The sequence below is a fragment of the Bradyrhizobium diazoefficiens genome (assembly GCF_016616235.1).
In the GTDB taxonomy this organism is placed as follows: domain Bacteria; phylum Pseudomonadota; class Alphaproteobacteria; order Rhizobiales; family Xanthobacteraceae; genus Bradyrhizobium; species Bradyrhizobium diazoefficiens_H.
Window position 1 is genome coordinate 5,790,436 of sequence record NZ_CP067100.1, and the last position, 18,244, is coordinate 5,808,679.

Consider the following 18,244-nt stretch of genomic DNA (forward strand, 5'->3'; position numbering starts at 1 on the left):
CTCTCCCGCAAGCGGGAGAGGTAAGAGGAGTGCGCGGCAGCTTCGGTCATCGCTCGCGACACCTGCAATCGCGGCGCTCATCGTGGCGAGGCTAGTCTTCGCCGGCGCTGCGCGCGCCGATGAGCTCGTGCCCTACAAAATTGTTGGCGACGGCATTCCGCAATCACTCACTGGCGCTCCCGGCGATGTCGCACGCGGCCGCGCGCTGGTGCTGGCGCGCACGACGACCTGCATCCTCTGCCATTCCGGCCCCTTCCCGGAGACGCGGTTCCAGGGCGACCTCGCGCCTGACCTCACCGGTGCCGGGAACCGCTGGACGGCGAGCCAGTTGCGGCTTCGACTGGTCGATGCGGCCCGCTTCAACCCGGACACCATCATGCCGTCCTATTTTCGCAATGACGGGCTCGTGCGAGTCGGACGCAATTTCGCCGGCAAGCCGATCCTGTCGGCTGCGGAGATCGAGGACATCGTGGCCTTTCTTGCAACGCTTCGGGACTAGGTTCATGCCAACGACGCGACGACAATTCCTGAGCCTTGCCGGAGGCGCGACAGCCGCCGGGGCGATTCCGATCGTCACGCTGCAGCCGCTCGAGGCAACGCCGGCGATGCTCAGCGCCGCGATCCGCAATGTCGTCGGCGAAGCCCCCGTGCGCACCGGCAAGGTCAAGCTCGACATCCCGCCGCTGGTCGAGAACGGTAACACGGTGCCGATGACGGTGAGCGTGGCAAGCCCGCTGACCGCCAACGATTACGTCAAAAGCATCCACGTCTTCAACGAGAAGAACCCGCAGCCGAATATCGGCAATTTCTATCTCAACCCCTCGTCGGGCCGCGCCCAGGTCTCGACGAGGATCCGCCTCGCCGACACCCAGAAAGTTGTCGCGATCGCGCGCCTGTCCGATGACACGTTCTGGCAGGCTGCCGCCGACGTCGTCGTGACGCTGGCCGCCTGCACCGAGGAGATGAACTGATGGCTGCCCTCATCAACGTTCCCTCGAAGGCCAGACGCGGCGACATCATCGAGATCCGCACGCTGACCTCGCACATCATGGAGACCGGCTTCCGCCACACCGCCGACGGCGCGCTGGTGCCGCGCGACATCATCACGAGCTTCACCTGCCGCTACAACGGCACCGAAATCTTTCGCGCCGACCTGTTTCAGGCGATCGCGGCCAATCCATACCTCTCCTTCTTCACGGTCGCCAAGGATAGCGGCAAGTTCGAGTTCGAATGGATCGGCGACAACGGATACGCATCCACCGCCTCGGCATCGATCACGGTCGAATGAACTTTTGGCGCGCGATAGCGGCGGCGATACTGCTCGCCACGGTCCCTGCCCTGCTCGCCGGTGAAATCCCGCCCGATGCGCGCCGCTCCGGCTATACCTTCATGGGTCCTGATACCCGCGCCATGCAGGATGACGACACGTCCAATCCCGGCATGCTGTTCGTGCTCGACGGCGAGGCGCTGTGGAGCAAGAAGACCGGCAGCGTCGACAAGGCCTGCGCCGATTGCCACGGCGATGCGCGCAGCAGCATGAAAGGCGTCGCGGCGCGCTACCCCGCCTTCGACAAGGCCCTGGCGCGCCCGGTCACGCTCGACCAGCGCATCAACCTCTGCCGCATCAATCATCAGCAGGCGACGGCGCTGCCTTACGAGAGCCGCGACCTCCTGGCGCTGTCGGCCTTCGTCGCGCACCAGTCGCGCGGCGTTCCGATCACGGCCGGTGATGATCCGCAAGTCAAGCCGTTTGTCCAACAAGGACGCGACCTCTTCATGCAGCGCGAGGGCCAGCTCAACCTCGCCTGCACCAATTGCCACGACGACAATTTCGACAAGCGCCTCGCAGGATCGCCGGTCACGCAAGGACAGCCGACCGGCTATCCGCTCTACCGTCTGGAATGGCAGACGCTGGGATCGCTGGAGCGCCGCTTGCGCAGCTGCATGACCGGCGTTCGCGCCCAGGCCTATGATTACGGCTCGCCCGAGCTGGTCGCACTCGAACTCTATCTGATGTCGCGGGCACGCGGTTTGCCGATGGAGACGCCGGCCGTACGGCCCTGAACGAAAGCGGCCGGGGCATCGCTCGGCCTCCCTAACCGTCCAGTGCGTTCATCGCCGCCAGAACTGCGGCTGAGCTAGCGACCCAGCCGAAGATGCCGCCCTGGGCCTTGATCATCTTCAGGCCCATCTCGTGAAACTCGGGGAAGTAGGATGCGCAGCCGTCCGAGATGACGACGCAGCGATAGCCGCGGTCATTGGCCTCGCGCACCGTGGTGTTGACGCACACTTCTGTGGTGACGCCGCACACCAGCAAGTTCTCGATGCCGTATTTCTCCAGCACGTCGGTCAGCTCGGTGGCGTAGAACGCGCCCTTGCCGGGCTTGTCGATCACAACCTCGCCGTCGAGCGGATAGAGCTCGGGAATGATATCGTGGCCGGCCTCGCCGCGAATGAGAATGCGCCCCATCGGGCCGGGATCGCCGATGCGAAGGGTCGGCGCGCCGCGCTCGATTTTGGCAGGCGGCGCATCGGAGAGATCGGGCAGATGTCCTTCGCGGGTATGGATCACCAGCATGCCGGCGGCGCGCGCGGCTTGCAGCACGGCACCGATCGGCTTCACCGCGCGCGCGAGCTGGCTGACGTCATTGCCGAGCGTCTCGCCGAAGCCGCCGGGCTCGAGAAAATCGCGCTGCATGTCGATGATGAGAAGCGCGGTCGAGATCCAGTCGAGCGTGATCGGCTCGGGCTCGGCGCTGATGACGCCCAGTGTCGGCTTGGTCGAGTTCAACATAACTCAGGGGCTCCCGCGAGAACTCTCTTTGTCAGGAGTTCTGCAAGCGCCGTGCCATTGTGTACAATTGCGGAGAGGCGTGGGATGCGAGGGAATTCGTTGTGCGCTCAGAAGGTTACGCCGGAGGTCGGCGCCTGCTGATTGGCTGCGCGACGGCTTGCGACGTGCATTTGCTTAAAGGATGGGCGGGGCACGACGCACTCTCCGCCGTCATTCCGGGGCGCGCGTAGCGCGAGCCCGGAATCCATCGGGCTGCAACACATGAGGCGAAATGGATTCCGGGCTCGGCGCTTCGCGGCACCCGGAATGACAGCAGAAACTACTGCCCCGCCCCATACAGCCGCCGATACTCCTCCTCATACGGCGCATATGAATCCTTCAGCGTCGCCATGTTGAGCAACATCGTCGCAACCATCGTGCCTGCTCGGTCGAACACCCGCGTCTTCACCCAGGCACTCTCGGTGCGGCGGCTGCTGGAGAGCGCGACCACCTCGCGCTCGACGTCGTACGCTCCGTCGACGAAGAGCGGGCCCTTCACCAGCCTGATCTCCTGGTCGGCGAACAGGCCGACCGCCGGGCCCTTGGCCGGCAGCGGATCCTCCTTGGAGCGGTACTGGAACAGTACGCTCAGCATCTCCATCGGAATGACGGGCCTGCGCCACGGATTCTCGGCGGTCGCGTAGTAAGGCGAATTCTCGGTGATGACGGCGAGCTTCTGTCTGAGGGAGAACGGATAGAGGTCGCCCATGTTCTGATCAAACGCCATCCGCACCGCCTGCCGCTTGCTGGTCTGCGCCACCCTCACATCGCGCAGGATCACGGGATCGGTAAGCGGCTTGAGCTCCGTAAGACGTTTCTCCAGCGCAGTCTCGGCGTGTGGCTCACCGACCGAGGCTGTGCCGCGTAGCACCTCGGTGCCGTCGCGCTTCACCATCCGGAGCTGGCACTGGCTCGTGCCGGGCAGCGGCTTCGACAGGATCGCCTGCACCTCCTCGCCCTCGTAGCCGACGCTGCGATAGTGCGCGGAGATGCAGCCGGTCTCGAACCAGGCGTGTCCCCACAGCCGTTCGCCGAGCGGTGCGAACTGGCTGAAATGGGTCGGACCCTCGATGGTGCCGCCCTTGAAGCCGAGCTTCTGCGCGGTGGCGTCGTCATGGATCGACGCATGTGCGTCGTAAGTTTGCGCCTGCAGCATCTGGCGCGGCTGGCGCCACGGGCCGATCAGGGCTTCGGCCGTCTCGATGATCTCGGTATCGAATGCGTTCGCAGCCATGGTGCTCTCCACTGGAAGCCATGACTAGCAGGAGCGCCACGGATGCGGCCAGCGATATTGACTTCGCGGCCCCATGCTTTTGACTGTCACAATTCGCGTCGCGCCGCCGCAACCCCTCCCGCAGCGCAAACCCCACGCCGAACGAGACACGAGGACCCCCCGAAATGACGCTGATGCAGGTCGAGCTGGATGACAAATACCGGCTCGAATCGAAACGGATCTTCTTGTCCGGCACGCAGGCGCTGGTCCGCCTGCCCATGTTGCAGCGCGAACGCGACCGGCTCCAGGGTCTCAACACCGGCGGCTTCATCTCCGGCTATCGCGGTTCCCCGCTCGGCATGTACGACCACGCGCTGTGGCGCGCGAAGGCGCACCTCCAGCAGCACGACATCGCCTTCGTTCCCGGCCTGAATGAGGATCTCGCGGCGACCGCAGTCTGGGGCAGCCAGCAGGTCGGCCTGTTTCCCGGCGCCAAGGTCGATGGCGTGTTCGGCATCTGGTATGGCAAGGGCCCTGGCGTCGACCGCTCCGTCGACGCGCTCAAGCACGCCAACGCGGCCGGCACTTCGCTCAATGGCGGCGTGCTGGCGCTCGCAGGCGACGACCATGGCTGCCAATCCTCGACGCTGGCGCACCAGAGCGAGCAGGTGTTCGCGGCCGCGCTGATCCCTGTGATCAATCCAGCGACGCTCCAGGATTACCTCGATCTCGGCCTCTACGGCTTCGCGCTGTCGCGCTTCTCCGGCTGCTGGGTCGGCTTCAAGGCGATCAGCGAGACCGTCGAGAGTTCGGCCTCGATTGACAGCGATCCCGAGCGTATCCAGATCAGGCTGCCCGACGATTTCGAGATGCCGCCCGGCGGCCTCAACATCCGCTGGCCCGATCCGCCGCTGGAGGCGGAGAAGCGCCTGTTCGGCCCGAAGATGGCGGCGGTGCAGGCTTTTGCCCGCGCCAACCAGCTCGATCGCATCGTGCTCGATTCCAAGCCGGCACGACTCGGCATCGTCGCGACCGGCAAGGCCTATCTCGATCTGCGGCAGGCGCTCGCCGATTTGGGGATCACCGACAAGGACGCACAGGACCTCGGCCTTCGCATCTACAAGGTCGCGCTGACCTGGCCGCTGGAGGAAAGCGGCGCCAGGCGTTTCGCCGAAGGCCTTCAGGACGTGCTGGTGGTCGAGGAGAAGCGCGGCTTCATCGAAGACCAGCTGATGCGCATCCTCTACAACATCGATGCGTCGAGGCGCCCGACCGTCACGGGCAAGCGCGACGAGCGCGGCGCGCCGCTGCTGCCGAGCGAGGGCGAGCTGACGCCGACCATCGTCGCGGGCGCGCTGGTGGCGCGCTTGCGCAAGCTCGGGCACCACAGCCCGGTGCTGGAGCAGCGCCTCGCCCGGCTCGAGGCTTTCGACAATCCCGTCACCACCAGCGCGCCGATCAAGCTCGCGCGCACGCCGTTCTTCTGCTCGGGCTGCCCACACAATTCCTCGACGCGCGTGCCGGAAGGCAGCCGCGCCATGGCCGGCATCGGCTGCCACGGCATGGCCCTGAGCATGCCGACACGCCGCACCGATCTGATCTCGCATATGGGTGCCGAGGGCGTGAACTGGATTGGCCAGTCGCCCTTCACCACCGAGAAGCACATCTTCCAGAATCTCGGCGACGGCACCTACACGCATTCAGGCTTGCTGGCGTTGCGCGCCGCTTCGGCGGCGGGCATCAATATCACCTACAAGATCCTCTACAACGACGCCGTCGCGATGACTGGCGGCCAGCCGGCTGAAGGCGCCTTCAACGTCGCGCAGATCGCGCATCAGGTCTGGGCCGAGGGCGTCAAGCGGCTTGCGATCGTCTCCGACGATCCCAGCAAATATCCTGAAAGCAACTACTTCCCGCAAGGCGCCACTATCCATCACCGCCGCGAGCTCGATGCCGTGCAGCGCGAGCTGCGCGACATCACGGGCCTCACCGTCGTGATCTACGACCAGACCTGCGCCGCGGAAAAGCGCCGCCGCCGCAAGCGCGGGCTCTATCCCGATCCCGCCAAGCGCGCCTTCATCAACGATCTGGTCTGCGAAGGCTGCGGCGATTGCTCGCAGGCTTCCAACTGCGTCTCGGTGCAGCCGCTGGAGACCGAGTTCGGCCGCAAGCGCCAGATCGACCAGTCGAACTGCAACAAGGACTTTTCCTGCGTCGAGGGGTTTTGCCCGAGCTTCGTCACCGTGCATGGCGGCACCCTCAAGCGCATGAAGACCTCGGCGGTGGATTCCGGCCAATTGTTCGCCGACCTGCCGCTGCCGCCGGCGCGTGAGCTGGATGGCCCCTACAACATTCTCGTCACCGGTATCGGCGGCACCGGCGTGATCACCATCGGCGCCCTGCTCGGCATGGCCGCCCACGTCGACGGCCGCGGCTGCTCGGCGCTGGATTTCACCGGCCTGTCGCAGAAGAATGGCGCGGTGATGAGCCACGTCCGCATCGCGCCGAAGCCGGAGGATATTTCTGCCGTCCGCATCACCACCGGCGGCGCCGACGTCATCCTCGGCTGCGACATGATCGTCTCGGCCGGCCCCACCGCGCTCAGCCGCGCCGAGCGTGGCGTGACCAAGGCCTATGTCAACGCCGACCTGCAGCCGACCGCAAGCTTCGTGCAGAATCCGGATCTCGATTTCGAGATGGGCACGATGCAGACCGTGCTGCGTGACGCCGTCGGCGACAAGAACCTCGACATCATCGACGCCACCGGCATGGCCGCCGCGCTGATGGGCGACAGCATCGCGACCAATCCCTTCATGCTCGGCTTCGCGTTCCAGAAAGGCGCGATCCCGCTATCGCTGGAGGCGCTGCTCCGCGCCATCGAGATCAACGGCGCCGCAATCGAGATGAACAAGCTCGCCTTCACCTGGGGCCGCCTCGCCGCCCACGACATGTCGCGGGTGCGCAGCGTGCTCCAGTTCAAGAGCCGGGCGTCGGCGTCGACAAAGTCGCTCGACGACGTCATCGCGACCCGGGCGGAGTTTCTGACCAGTTATCAAGACCAGGCCTATGCGGACCGCTATCTCGCGGCCGTTGCCAAGGTGCGCAAGGCGGAAGCCGCCGCCTCACCTGCATCCACTGAGCTGACCGAGGCGGCGGCGAAAAATCTGTTCAAGCTGATGTCCTACAAGGACGAATACGAGGTCGCGCGGCTCTACACCGACGGCAGCTTTGCAAAGAAAGTGTCCGAGAAGTTCGACGGCGACTTCACGCTGAAGTATCACCTGGCACCGCCGATCTTCGCGAAGCGAGACAAGACGACGGGACGGCTTCAGAAGCAGGAGTTCGGCGGCTGGATGATCCACGCCTTCCGCGTGCTCGCCAAGCTGAAGTTCCTGCGCGGCGGCGCGTTCGATCCGTTCGGCCGCACCGAGGAGCGCCGGACCGAGCGGAAGCTGGTCGCGGATTACCTTGACATGATCGATCAGCGGATGACCGGGCTGACGGCGGAGCAGATTCCGCTGCTGGTGAGGCTTGCGCGCGTGCCGGAAACGATCCGAGGCTTCGGCCACGTCAAGGGGGCCAACGTCAAGCTGGCGGCCGCCGAGAAGGCGCGGCTGGAGGCCGAGCTCGAGAACAGCCGCTTTGCGGCGGCGGCGGAGTAAGGCAATCCGCCACCACACTCGGTGTCATCGCCCGGCTTGACCGGGCGATCCAGTACGCCGAGACGGGTGTGATTGAGCCGAGAAGCCGCGGAGTCTGGGTGCCCCGGTCAAGCCGGGGGCATGACGGCGATGGCGATGGCTAGACTGACGTAGTCGCGGCGCTCGCCCCTGCCACCGTCCCCTCCGCCAGATGCCGTCCTGCGATGTAGCCGAATGTCAGCGCCGGCCCCAGTGTGATCCCCGGCCCCGGATAATTGCCGTTCATGATCGAGCCCATGTCGTTGCCGCAGGCATAGAGGCCCGCGATCGGCGTGCCGTCGTCGCGCAGCACGCGGGCCTGGGCATCGACCTTCAGGCCGATCGCGGTGCCGAGATCTGCCGGATAGATGCGCATCGCAAGGAACGGCGCGTGGAGGATTGGCGCAACGCACGGGTTGGGCTTGTGGGCGGCGTCGCCGAGGTGCCGCTGGTAGATGGTGCTGCCGCGGCCGAATTCGGGATCGCGGCCCTCCTTCGCGCCTTCGTTGTAGCTCGCAATCGTCGCCGAAAGCACCGAAGGTTTGATGCCGAGCTTTGCCGCCAACTGCGCGATATCGGGAGCCTCGATCAACTCGCCGCTCGCCACATAGCGCCGGACACTGCGCGTGAACGGCTTGATGCGGCCGAGGCCGTAAGCCCATAAGAACGCGCGATCGCAGATCAAGTAGAATGGCCGGTCCGGCTCGCCATGGGCATCGCAGCATCGCAAGCACGAACTCGTGGTAGGACAGCGCCTCGTTGACGAAGCGACGGCCGGCGGCGTTGACTGCGATCACGCCGGGCTTGGCGCGGTCGGTCACCGTATGCGGGAAGATACCGCGGCTACCGTCGGCGCGGCGGAACAGCGAGGCCGGCACCCAATAGGCCGGGCTCGTCGCCTCCGTGTTGAGTGCGGCACCGGCCGTGGCGGCGAGCCGAAGCCCGTCGCCCGTGCTCGATGCATTGGTCGCCGAGACAAATCCTGCGGCCGGTGGAAAGAAGCGTTTGCGCAAAGCCGCGTCATGCGAGAAGCCGCCCGTTGCCAGCACCACGCCACGGCGCGCGGAGATCTCGCGGTTGCGGGCGCCGTGGCGGAGGACGACGCCCGCGACCCGTTCGCCTTGCATCGATAAATCCTCGACGTGAGCGCTGAACAGGATTTCGGCCTGCCGCGCCAGCAGCGAGGCATAGAGCCGCGCCGCGAGCGCATTGCCGAGATGCAGCGTCGTGCCGCGCGGGCTGCGCAGCCGCTGCAAGGCGTATTGGGAAACCAGGCGGGCCGCGCGCAGGGTCGAACGCAGCGACTTTCCGACCCGTCGCAGATGCGGGATGTCGAGGCGATTGACCATCATCCCGCCGAACAGCGTGAACTCCGGTAGCGGCGGCCGCAATCGCGCAAAGCTTCTGCCCAGCCGCGTGGCATCGAACGCGACCGGCTCCAGCACACGCCCGCCTGATGTCGCGCCCAGCCGCTCCGGATAATAGTCCGGATAGACCTTCACCGGCTGGAGCCGCAGTTCAGTGTTGGCTTCGAGCCAGGCGATCGCCTCCGGCCCTCGGGCAAGGAAGGCGGCGCGCAGACCGGCATTGGCAGGCTCGGGCACCGTGCTCGACAGATAGCGGGCGGCATCCGTGATGGTGTCGGAGAGCCCGGCCTCTTTCATCTTGGCATTGGCGGGAATCCAGACCATGCCGCCGGACCACGCCGTGGTGCCGCCGACGAAGCCGGTCTTCTCGATCACCAGCACGCGCAGGCCTTCGGCTGCGGCGACGGCTGCTGCTGTCATGCCACCGGCACCGGCGCCGATGACAATGACGTCGTAGGTCTCGTGCGCCGGCATCATGCGGCAAGGTCCTGATGAGGCATGACACCGTCATACCCCGCCCGCCGTCCCGCAGCTAGCGGGTGGGCTTGCGCTCGATCGGGTCGATATCGATCGCCCGCAGGCGGCCGAGCCGCAGCACGTCCATGGCGAGGCGCCGGCCGATCCGGTCGCGGTCGAGCACCCGGATCAGATCATCGACGCCGTTGATATCGACGCCGTCGAGCCTGATCACGACGTCGCCGGGCAACAGGCCCGCCTTCGCCGCAGGTCCATCCGGCTCGATCTGCATCAGCAGCGCGCCCATGTTGTTCTCGACGCCGGCCAGCACCGCGTGCCGCCGCGGCACCGGCGCGGTCTGCCCGGCAACGCCGATATAGGCGCGGCGGACATAGCCGTGACGGATGATCTCTGACAGCACGAATTGCGCGGTGTTGCTGGCGACAGCAAAGCAGATGCCTTGCGCACCATTGATGATGGCGGTGTTGATGCCGATCACCTCGGCATTCGACGACACCAGCGGCCCGCCGGAATTGCCGGGGTTGAGCGCGGCATCGGTCTGGATCACGTCCTCGATGGTCCGGCCGCTGACCGAGCGGATCGAGCGTCCGAGCGCCGAGACCACGCCGGCCGTGACGGTCGATTCGAAGCCTAGCGGATTGCCGATCGCGATCACGAGCTGGCCGCGCCGCAAGGTTTTGGAATTGCCGAGCGCCGCATAAGGCAGATCGCGCGCGCCATTGGCGCGCAGCAGCGCCAGATCCGTGTCGGGATCGACGCCGAGCACCCGGGCGTCGCCGACATGGCCTTCGACATCGCGCAGCCGGATCTCCCTGGCCGCGCCGACCACATGGCTGTTGGTGAGCACGAGCCCATCCGGCGAGATCACGATGCCGGAGCCGAGGCCGCCGCGCTCGCGGCCGTTCGGCAGCTTCGGCCCGGTCTCGACGCGCACGACCGCAGGTCCGACGCGGCCGGTGACGTCGATCACGGCATTGGAATAAGCGTCGAGCAGCGCCCGGTCATCGACCGGGACAGCCGGCTGCGTTCGCGATGACGCGACGTCATCGACGATATCTGAAGTGAAATCCAGCATGGCAAGAGTCCTTGAGGCTCACACAGATGGTGGTCTGCTCCTGCCGGCGCAAGGGATCCGTCTGGGATGCAGGGCTGGACTGCCCAGATGGCTAGGGCGCACGCCGCAGCGTCCCGCCTCTCGCCTTGACCGGATCGAGCAGCGACCAATCGCCGTCCGGGAGGACATGGCCCTTGGGGAACGGCGCGCGCAGCTCGAGCCCGAGCGAGCGCAGCACGCGGTCGTCGCGGTAGTAGCATTGCAGGACGACGCGAACGAGCGTGGCGGCCGGCGGGCCGCCGGAGCTTCGAAACTCCTGCGCTACCGCATCGCGCGCAGCGGGCTCGAGGTCCGCCAGCGGCGTGCCGGCCAGCCGTGCCAGATGGTCCAGCGCCGCCGCGACCAATTTGGTGTCACGTCCCAGCGTCGCCAGCATATCGGCCTGGATCGCGGGATCGTCGGCGCCGGGCATGTTGTATTCATCGCTGGCGGGAATGATCATCGCAGCAATTGTGCGGAGGTCGTCGCGCTGCCGTGGCGAGAGGGAGAATTGATCAGGCATGACTTCCTCTTGTCGAAACATTGCGGCCAAGGTGACGGTGCCCTCGCTCCCCCGCTCGCGGGGGAGGATTGGGGAGAGGGTCCTTCCACAAAGGGATTTCCCCAGAGGAGAGAGCCCTCACCTTGCGCGTTGCGCCGACCTCTCCCGCAAGCGGGAGAGGTGCACCGAACGCAGAGGTCCTTTTGCTCTGCATCATTCTCAGTCGAACAGATTCGCGAGGCGCTGCTTCATCTGGTCGGCGATGTAGAGCGCGAGGGCCTGGATGGTGGAGGTCGGGTTCACGCCGCCCGACGTGACGAAGATGCTGCCGTCGACGATGAACAGGTTCTTCACGTCATGTGTGCGCCCCCATTCATTGACCACGGAGCGTTCAGGGTCGGTGCCCATCCGCGCGGTGCCGAGCAGATGCCAGCCGCCCCAGGGGATCGGCGAGTTGACGCAGATGTCGGTCGCTCCCGCCGTCTCGAGAAACTCGCGGCCGCGCGCGAGCGCATGGTCCATCATCTTCCGGCTGTTCTCGCTGATGGTGTAGTCGATCTTCGGCGCGGGGATGCCGTGGCTGTCCTTCATGACAGGATCGAGCGTGACCTGGTTGTGCTCCTCCGGCAGGTCCTCGCAGATCGCGGAGAAGCCCAGGCGATGGCCGTTGAGCTTGCGGAAGACGCGGTGATGATCCTCGCCCCACGGCAGAATGCCCTTCTGCTCGCTGACGACGGCCTCGAACACCGGCCCGGCGCCGCGCACGAACTGGACGCCATAGCGCGCACGAAGCCGCGCGAGAGGTCGGTGTCGTACCACTCCTTGCTCCACAGACAGGTCGGCGGCGCACGGTTAGAGTCGGTCGGCTCCTTCACATAACCGTAGATCTGCGCATAGGGATGGAACATCAGATTCTTGCCGACGAGGCCGGACGAATTGGCGAGGCCGTTCGGGAAGCGGCCCGATGCCGAGTTCAGCAGCAGCCGCGGCGTGCCGACCCCGTTGCAGGCGATGATGACGACATGCGCGGGCTGGAACTGCTCGACGCCATCCTTGTCGTAATAGACCACGCCCGAGGCCATGCCGCTCTCGTCGGTGGTGATCTCGCGCACCCGGCAATGAGTACGCAGCTCGACGCCGGCGCGGATCGCATGCGGCCAATAGGTGATGTCGGTCGAGGATTTTGCGCCTTGCGCGCAGGCCGGGGTGCAATGGCCGAGATTGATGCAGCGCGCCCGGCCCTCATAGTCCATGGTCGCGACCGTCGTGTCCGACGGCCACCAGTGCCAGCCGAGCTTGTTCATGGCCTTGCCGATGATCGCGCCGGACAGGCCGAGCGGCTGCTGCGGCATCGGCGGATGCGTCAGCGGCGAGCGTGGATCGCCTGACAGGCCTGACGTCCCCATCATGCGGTCGTTCTCCTCAAAGAACGGCGTCAGGGCGTTGTAATCGATCGGCCAGTCGTCGGCGACGCCATCGAGCGTCTTCACCTTGAAATCGGAGGGATGCAGCCGCGGCCAGTGCGCGGTGTACATCACCGTCGAGCCGCCGACTGCGTTGTAGTTGACGACCTTGATGGGCGAATTGTCGTCGTTGATCGGATAGTCCTCGGGCCGGCCGCGGACGTTGGGGCTCGACGACCACTCGCCGTAGAACTTGGCCTCCCAGTCGCGGCCCGTGCTGGGATATTCCGCCGGGTTCATCCAGCCGCCCTGCTCCAGGCAGAGGATGTGCATCTTGGTCTCGGCCAGCGACCACGCCACCGCTGCGCCCGATGCGCCGGCACCGATGATCAGGACGTCCACGGGGTCTTTCATCGCAACCCTTTCCTCCCCTTCGCCGCTTCCCGGGCGATTCGGCCTTCGCAGTCCGGAAGGCTGCGCAAACGATAGGATCAGAGCGACGGCCGAGTAAAGGCGTGCGGCCGGAATGTCGCACTTCGCCGAGCGCAGACCATTGGTATCGCACCGTCCGGATGCTAGGAACGAGGCGCCAGAGCAATCGATAGCGAGACCGTATGTCCTTCCGAAATTTCTTTGCCGTTGCCCGCACTTTTGCGCTCGTTTCGTTTTTCGCGCTGTCCGGATTTCTGGTCACTGCCGGACCGGCCGGCGCGCTGACTGCGGCCGCGACGGTCCGGGACGGCAATTCCATCCAGCTCGGCGACGTGACCTATCGGCTCGACGGCGTCGACGCGCCCGAACTGGACCAGGTCTGCATCGACGACCACGCTGATCCCTGGACCTGCGGCGTCGAGGCCCGCGAGCAGCTAACCAAGCTGATCAATAAGCGCCCCGTGCGCTGTGACGACGTCGGGCCCGAAAAGCGCTTTGGCAAGCGCCACCGTGCGATCTGCACCGCGGAGGGCGACAAGACCAGCCTGAACGAGCAACTGCTCAAGCTCGGCTTTGCCATTGCGCAAGAACCGATCAAGGCGAACGTCAAGCCGGCGGCAGCCGAGGCCAGGGCCGCCTCGGCCGGGATCTGGAAAGGCTGCTTTGTTGCACCGCAAGAATTCCGCACCGGGAAAAAGGACGGTGCGCTGCTGGGCGCCGCCTGTCGCCCGGACCGCGACAAGGAAATCCGCGCCGCGCTGTTTCCCGAGGATTTGACGATGCCGCCGAGCTGCAGCATCAAGGGCAAGCTTGCCGTGCGCGCACGCGTCACTGGCAATATCGGCATCTATCATCTGCGGGGCTGCCCGAGCTACCCGGCGACAACCAAGCCCGACCGCTGGTTCTGCTCAGAGGACGACGCCCAAGCGGCCGGCTTCCGCAAGGCCTATAATTGCCGCCGGCCAAAGTGAACAAGTGGTTCACGCAGCCGTGAGTGGTAGACCGAGACAGTATTGATCCGGAATTGAACTCTATCGAGAGTTGCGGCACTTATAAACGTGCGCACGCGCCTTGCGCGAGCGCTTCCTTGGCAGATGATCCTCACCGGATTGTCTTTGCTCGGGCGTTTCCTCCCTAGACTTGGGCCGCTTGTCACAACAAGCGGCTCTTCTTTTTTGTGCAGCGCTGAAGGCAAATTGGCGGAGGCGTGGAAACCATCGCCCGCGCTACTGGCGCATCATGATCTGATCCATCGGCGGCATGTTCTGGTTGAGATGCCCCATGATCCAGACGGTTCCGCCGACCACCAGGAACACGACCAGCAATCCGAAGGCGAGCGCCAGCACGTTGTTGGTGTTGTCAGGTCCCGTGGTGATGTGCAGGAAGAACACCAGATGCACGCCCATCTGTGCGATCGCGAGCACGATCAGTGCGACGGGGATCGAGGGCTGCCAGACCAGATCCGTCCCGGCAATGAAGAACGAGGTTGCCGTGAGCAGCAGGGCGAGGCCGAGACCGACGACATAGCCGAGGATCCGTTCGCCGACACTGTGTTGCTCCTCCTCGCCCGGGGCGAGGTCATGTTCGGCATGGACATGCGTCTGATCGCTCATACGCCACTCCCAAGCAAGTAGACGACGGAGAACACCGCGACCCAGATGATGTCGAGCGCGTGCCAGAACAGCGCAAAGCACATCATCCGCCGCAATATGTCGGCGCGAAAGCCCTTTGCGAAGACTTGGGCCATCATGGTGAGCAGCCACAAGATGCCGGCGGAGACATGCAGGCCGTGGCAACCGACCAGCGAGAAGAACGCGGTCAGGAACGCGCTACGCGACGGACCATAACCGCGCGCGACGAGATCGGCGAATTCGCGGAATTCGATGGCGAGGAAGATCAGCCCGAGCACGCAGGTTACGGCCATGCCGAGATAGAACCAGAACCGGTTGCGTACGTCCGCGGCAATGCTCGCCATACCGCAGGTGAAGCTCGACAGCAGCAGGCAGACCGTCTCGATCGCGACGTTTCGCTGCTCGAAGATCTCCGAGCCCTTCGGCCCTCCGGCGGTCTGGTCGACCAGCACCGCGTAGGCGGCAAAGAAGCAGGAGAACATCACGATGTCGGAGAGCAGGAAGATCCAGAAGCCGTAGGCGGTCACGATGCGCTTCGGCGCCGGGCCCGAATGCTCGATGACGACGCCGATGTGATGAGGATCGGCATGCGCGCGGCCTACGGTTGCGGTCATCGACATCAGACTGTTCCCGCCATGCTGACGAGGCTGCGCCGCTCCTCGAGATTGATGCGGTCGATGCGGGCGACCTCGGCGGCCGGAATGACGTATTCGTCGTGGTCGCGCCAGGCGAACACGACGAAGGTCGCGAATGCCCCGATGCCGCCAAGGATCACCATCCACCAGATGTGCCAGATTAGCGCAAAGCCCATGATGGTGGCGAAGAAGGCGCAGACGAAGCCGGTCGGCGAGTTCCGGGGCATCTCGATATCCTGATACTCGGGCACGTCATGTTCGAGCGATTGCTGCTGGGCGCGGGCTTTCATGTCCCAATAGGCATCCTCCCCGCGCACGTCCGGATTGAACGCGAAATTGAACACGGGCGGCGGCGACGAGGTCGCCCATTCCAGCGAGCGTCCGTCCCAGGGATCGCCGGTGCGGTCACGCAACGCATCCCGGTTGCGGATGCTGACGACGAGTTGCACGATCTGACAGATCACGCCAACCGACAGAACGGCCATTCCGAGAGCTGCCACGAGCATCCACGGCCGCCACGCCGCGACATCATAGTGCTGCAGGCGCCGCGTCATGCCGAGCATGCCCGCGATATAGAGCGGCATGAAGGTGACGTAAAATCCGACGAAGGTGAACCAGAACGCCAGCTTGCCCCAGCGCTCGTCGAGACGAAAGCCGAACGCCTTCGGAAACCAGTATTCGAAACCGGCGAAGGCGCCGAACAGCACGCCGCCGATGATGACGTTGTGGAAATGCGCCACCAGGAACATGCTGTTGTGGAGCATGAAATCCGCCGGCGGCACCGCGACCAGAACGCCGGTGAGGCCGCCGATGATGAAGGTGACCATGAAGCCGACCGCCCACAGCATCGGCGTCGCGAAACGGATGCGGCCGCCATACATCGTGAACAGCCAATTGTAGATCTTCACGCCTGTCGGTATCGCGATGATCATGCTGGCGATGCCGAAAATGGCGTTGACGTCGGGGCCAGCGCCCATCGTGAAGAAATGGTGCAGCCAGACCATGAAGGAGACGACGCAGATCGCCATGGTGGCGAGCACCATGGAGCGATAGCCGAACAGCGCCTTGCCCGAGAAGGTCGACACCACTTCGGAGAAGATGCCGAACGCCGGCAGTACCAGGATGTAGACCTCCGGATGCCCCCAGGCCCAGATCAGATTCATGAACATCATGACATTGCCGCCGGCCTCGTTGGTGAAAAAGTGGAAGCCGAGATAGCGGTCGAGCAGCAGCATCGCGAGCGTGGCGGTGAGGATCGGGAACGCCGCGACGATCAGGAGGTTCGAGGCGAGCGTAGTCCAGCAAAACATCGGCATGCGCAAATAGTTCATACCCTTCGTGCGCAGCTTCAGCACCGTCGTGACGAGATTGATGCCGGCCACCAGCGTGCCGACGCCGGAGATCTGGAGCGACCAGGCATAGTAGTCGACGCCGACGCCCGGCGAATAGGACAGTCCCGACAGCGGCGGAAAGGCGAGCCAGCCGGTGCGCGCGAACTCGCCGATCACGAGCGAGAGGTTGACCAGCAGCGCGCCGGTCGCCGTCAGCCAGAAGCCGACCGAATTGAGCGTCGGGAACGCGACATCGCGCACGCCGAGCTGGAGCGGCACGACCAGGTTCATCAGCCCGATCACGAACGGCATCGCCACGAAGAAGATCATGATGGTGCCGTGAGCCGAAAAAATCTGGTTGTAGTGCTCGGGCGGAAGGTAGCCCTGCGACTGATAGGCGATCGCCTGCTGAATCCGCATCATGATGGCGTCGCTGCCGCCGCGCAGCAGCATCACCGACGCCAGCAGGATGTACATCACGCCGATGCGCTTGTGGTCGACGCTGGTGATCCATTCGCTCCAGAGATAGGGCAGGTGTCCCTTGACCACGACCCAGCCCAGCACGGCGAGGATGCCGACCAGCACCACCCCTCCGGCGATGAGCGGAATGGGCTGGTCGAACGGGATCGCCGACCAGTCGAGCTTACCGAGCATCATGGCCTCCACTGTGCGACCGGCCGGCCTCGGATGCGAGCTCCGGTCCCGGCCCCGGCGGGATGTGCTGGGTCGCGATCAGGTCGAACAGGCGGGGATCGTCGAGCCGGTAGACCGGCCTGCCCGTCTCGATGCCTTGCTGCATCAGCTTCTTGTAGCTCTCCTCGTTCAGCACGGCATCCGTCTTCGCGGTGTTCGCGACCCACTCCGGAAAGGCGAGCGGCGAGATCACGTTGACGTCGAACATCATGTCGGGAAAGCCGTCGCCGGAGAAATGGGCCGACAGGCCTTGCAACTTGCCCTCATTGTCGGCGCGCAGGTTCAGCTTCGTCACCATGCCGTTCATGGTGTAGATCATGCTGCCGAGCTGCGGGATGAAGAACACGTTCATCACGCTCGACGATGTCAGCTGGAAATTCAGCTCCGCGCCGGCCGGCACCGTCAGCGTGTTGACCGTGGCGATGCGCTGGTCCGGATAGATGAACAGCCATTTCCAGTCGAGCGAGACGGCCTGGATTCTCACAGGACTTCCGGTCCCCGGCACGGGCGCGGCGGGATCCAGCTGATGCGAGCCGATCCAGGCAACGCCGCCGAGCAGGATGACGGTAAGCGCCGGGATCGACCACACCACCATTTCGACGCGGCCGGAATAGACGAAGCCAGGCTGGTAACGGGCGCGCGGATTCGATGCGCGAAACCAGAAGGCGAACGCCAGGATCGCGATAATGGTCGGCACCACGATGGCGAGCATGATGAAGACCGAATCGACCAAAATGGTGCTGTTGGCCGCAGCCACGGGCCCTTGTGGATCGAGCAGATTCATCGGCAAGCCACTGGCGGTTGGGAAGCCCCAAGACAGAGCCTAGCGCGGGAAAGGCTCCGGCAGCAAACGCGGTCGCCCGAAAACGGTTCCTGAACCGCAAGGGCCAGCCATGCACAACGGATCGGGCTCAACATGCAATTCCGTGTGATGTCAATGACATGAACGCAGGA

Annotated in this window: 14 protein-coding genes and 2 pseudogenes; 6 read left to right on the plus strand and 10 right to left on the minus strand. The window is 65.0% G+C overall.

Annotation, left to right across the window (positions count from 1 at the left end; all coding sequences use genetic code 11):
• Positions 1–82: 82 nt before the first annotated feature.
• From soxX to soxA, 4 genes are read left to right on the plus strand one after another with little or no spacing between them, the layout of a single operon-like run.
• The gene (soxX, locus tag JJB99_RS27490; RefSeq protein ID WP_246775002.1) at positions 83–499 is read left to right on the plus strand and encodes a sulfur oxidation c-type cytochrome SoxX; all 417 of its coding nucleotides are present in this window, start codon (positions 83–85) and stop codon (positions 497–499) included.
• A gap of 4 nt (positions 500–503) precedes the next feature.
• Positions 504–971 (plus strand): SoxY-related AACIE arm protein, encoded by a 468-nt coding sequence (locus JJB99_RS27495; protein ID WP_200495393.1) that lies wholly within the window; start codon positions 504–506, stop codon positions 969–971.
• Positions 971–1,288, plus strand: coding sequence for a thiosulfate oxidation carrier complex protein SoxZ (gene soxZ, locus JJB99_RS27500; RefSeq protein ID WP_200495394.1), 318 nt, complete (start codon positions 971–973; stop codon positions 1,286–1,288). Before JJB99_RS27495 ends, soxZ begins: the two co-directional genes overlap by 1 nt.
• Positions 1,285–2,064, plus strand: coding sequence for a sulfur oxidation c-type cytochrome SoxA (gene soxA / locus JJB99_RS27505; RefSeq protein WP_200495395.1), 780 nt, complete (start codon positions 1,285–1,287; stop codon positions 2,062–2,064). The genes soxZ and soxA overlap by 4 nt, the downstream gene beginning before the upstream one ends.
• 31 nt (positions 2,065–2,095) lie before the next feature.
• Here soxA and JJB99_RS27510 read toward each other — a convergent pair whose 3' ends face one another.
• Positions 2,096–2,794 carry a cysteine hydrolase family protein gene (locus JJB99_RS27510; protein WP_200495396.1) on the minus strand — a complete coding sequence of 233 codons (699 nt, stop codon included), beginning with the start codon at positions 2,792–2,794 and terminating at the stop codon, positions 2,096–2,098.
• 319 nt (positions 2,795–3,113) lie between these two features.
• Positions 3,114–4,067: a hypothetical protein gene (locus tag JJB99_RS27515; protein ID WP_200495397.1), complete on the minus strand. Its 954-nt coding sequence runs from the start codon at positions 4,065–4,067 to the stop codon at positions 3,114–3,116.
• A 164-nt stretch (positions 4,068–4,231) separates the two neighbouring features.
• Between JJB99_RS27515 and JJB99_RS27520 the strand changes: the two genes are divergently transcribed.
• Entirely contained in the window at positions 4,232–7,708 is a 3,477-nt protein-coding gene (locus JJB99_RS27520) for an indolepyruvate ferredoxin oxidoreductase family protein (RefSeq protein WP_200495398.1), read from the plus strand.
• A 139-nt stretch (positions 7,709–7,847) separates the two neighbouring features.
• On the opposite strand, the pseudogene JJB99_RS27525 reads toward JJB99_RS27520, so the two are convergent.
• From JJB99_RS27525 to JJB99_RS27540, 4 genes and pseudogenes are all read right to left on the minus strand, one after another.
• A pseudogene (locus JJB99_RS27525) lies at positions 7,848–9,570 on the minus strand (FAD-dependent oxidoreductase).
• Positions 9,571–9,625: 55 nt separating this feature from the next.
• A complete protein-coding gene (locus JJB99_RS27530; RefSeq protein WP_200495399.1) occupies positions 9,626–10,645 on the minus strand; it encodes a S1C family serine protease in 1,020 nt (339 codons plus the stop codon).
• Between the two features lie 91 nt (positions 10,646–10,736).
• The gene (locus JJB99_RS27535; protein WP_200495400.1) at positions 10,737–11,186 is read right to left on the minus strand and encodes a hypothetical protein; all 450 of its coding nucleotides are present in this window, start codon (positions 11,184–11,186) and stop codon (positions 10,737–10,739) included.
• Positions 11,187–11,384: 198 nt separating this feature from the next.
• Positions 11,385–12,982 (minus strand): annotated as a pseudogene (locus JJB99_RS27540) (GMC family oxidoreductase).
• Between the two features lie 200 nt (positions 12,983–13,182).
• Between JJB99_RS27540 and JJB99_RS27545 the strand changes: the two are divergent.
• Positions 13,183–13,971 (plus strand): thermonuclease family protein, encoded by a 789-nt coding sequence (locus JJB99_RS27545; RefSeq protein ID WP_200495401.1) that lies wholly within the window; start codon positions 13,183–13,185, stop codon positions 13,969–13,971.
• Positions 13,972–14,226: 255 nt separating this feature from the next.
• Here the strand turns inward: JJB99_RS27545 and cyoD are convergent, their stop codons facing one another.
• The 4 genes from cyoD to JJB99_RS27565 are packed head-to-tail and all read right to left on the minus strand — an operon-like array spanning position 14,227 to position 18,074.
• On the minus strand, positions 14,227–14,613 hold the full coding sequence (gene cyoD, locus JJB99_RS27550; RefSeq protein WP_200495402.1) for a cytochrome o ubiquinol oxidase subunit IV: 387 nt from the start codon (positions 14,611–14,613) through the stop codon (positions 14,227–14,229).
• A complete protein-coding gene (locus JJB99_RS27555) occupies positions 14,610–15,251 on the minus strand; it encodes a cytochrome (ubi)quinol oxidase subunit III (RefSeq protein WP_200495403.1) in 642 nt (213 codons plus the stop codon). The genes cyoD and JJB99_RS27555 overlap by 4 nt, the downstream gene beginning before the upstream one ends.
• A complete protein-coding gene (cyoB, locus tag JJB99_RS27560; RefSeq protein ID WP_200500323.1) occupies positions 15,251–17,251 on the minus strand; it encodes a cytochrome o ubiquinol oxidase subunit I in 2,001 nt (666 codons plus the stop codon). The genes JJB99_RS27555 and cyoB overlap by 1 nt, the downstream gene beginning before the upstream one ends.
• Entirely contained in the window at positions 17,241–18,074 is an 834-nt protein-coding gene (locus JJB99_RS27565; protein WP_200495404.1) for a cytochrome ubiquinol oxidase subunit II, read from the minus strand. Before JJB99_RS27565 ends, cyoB begins: the two co-directional genes overlap by 11 nt.
• Between the last annotated feature and the right edge of the window lie 170 nt (positions 18,075–18,244).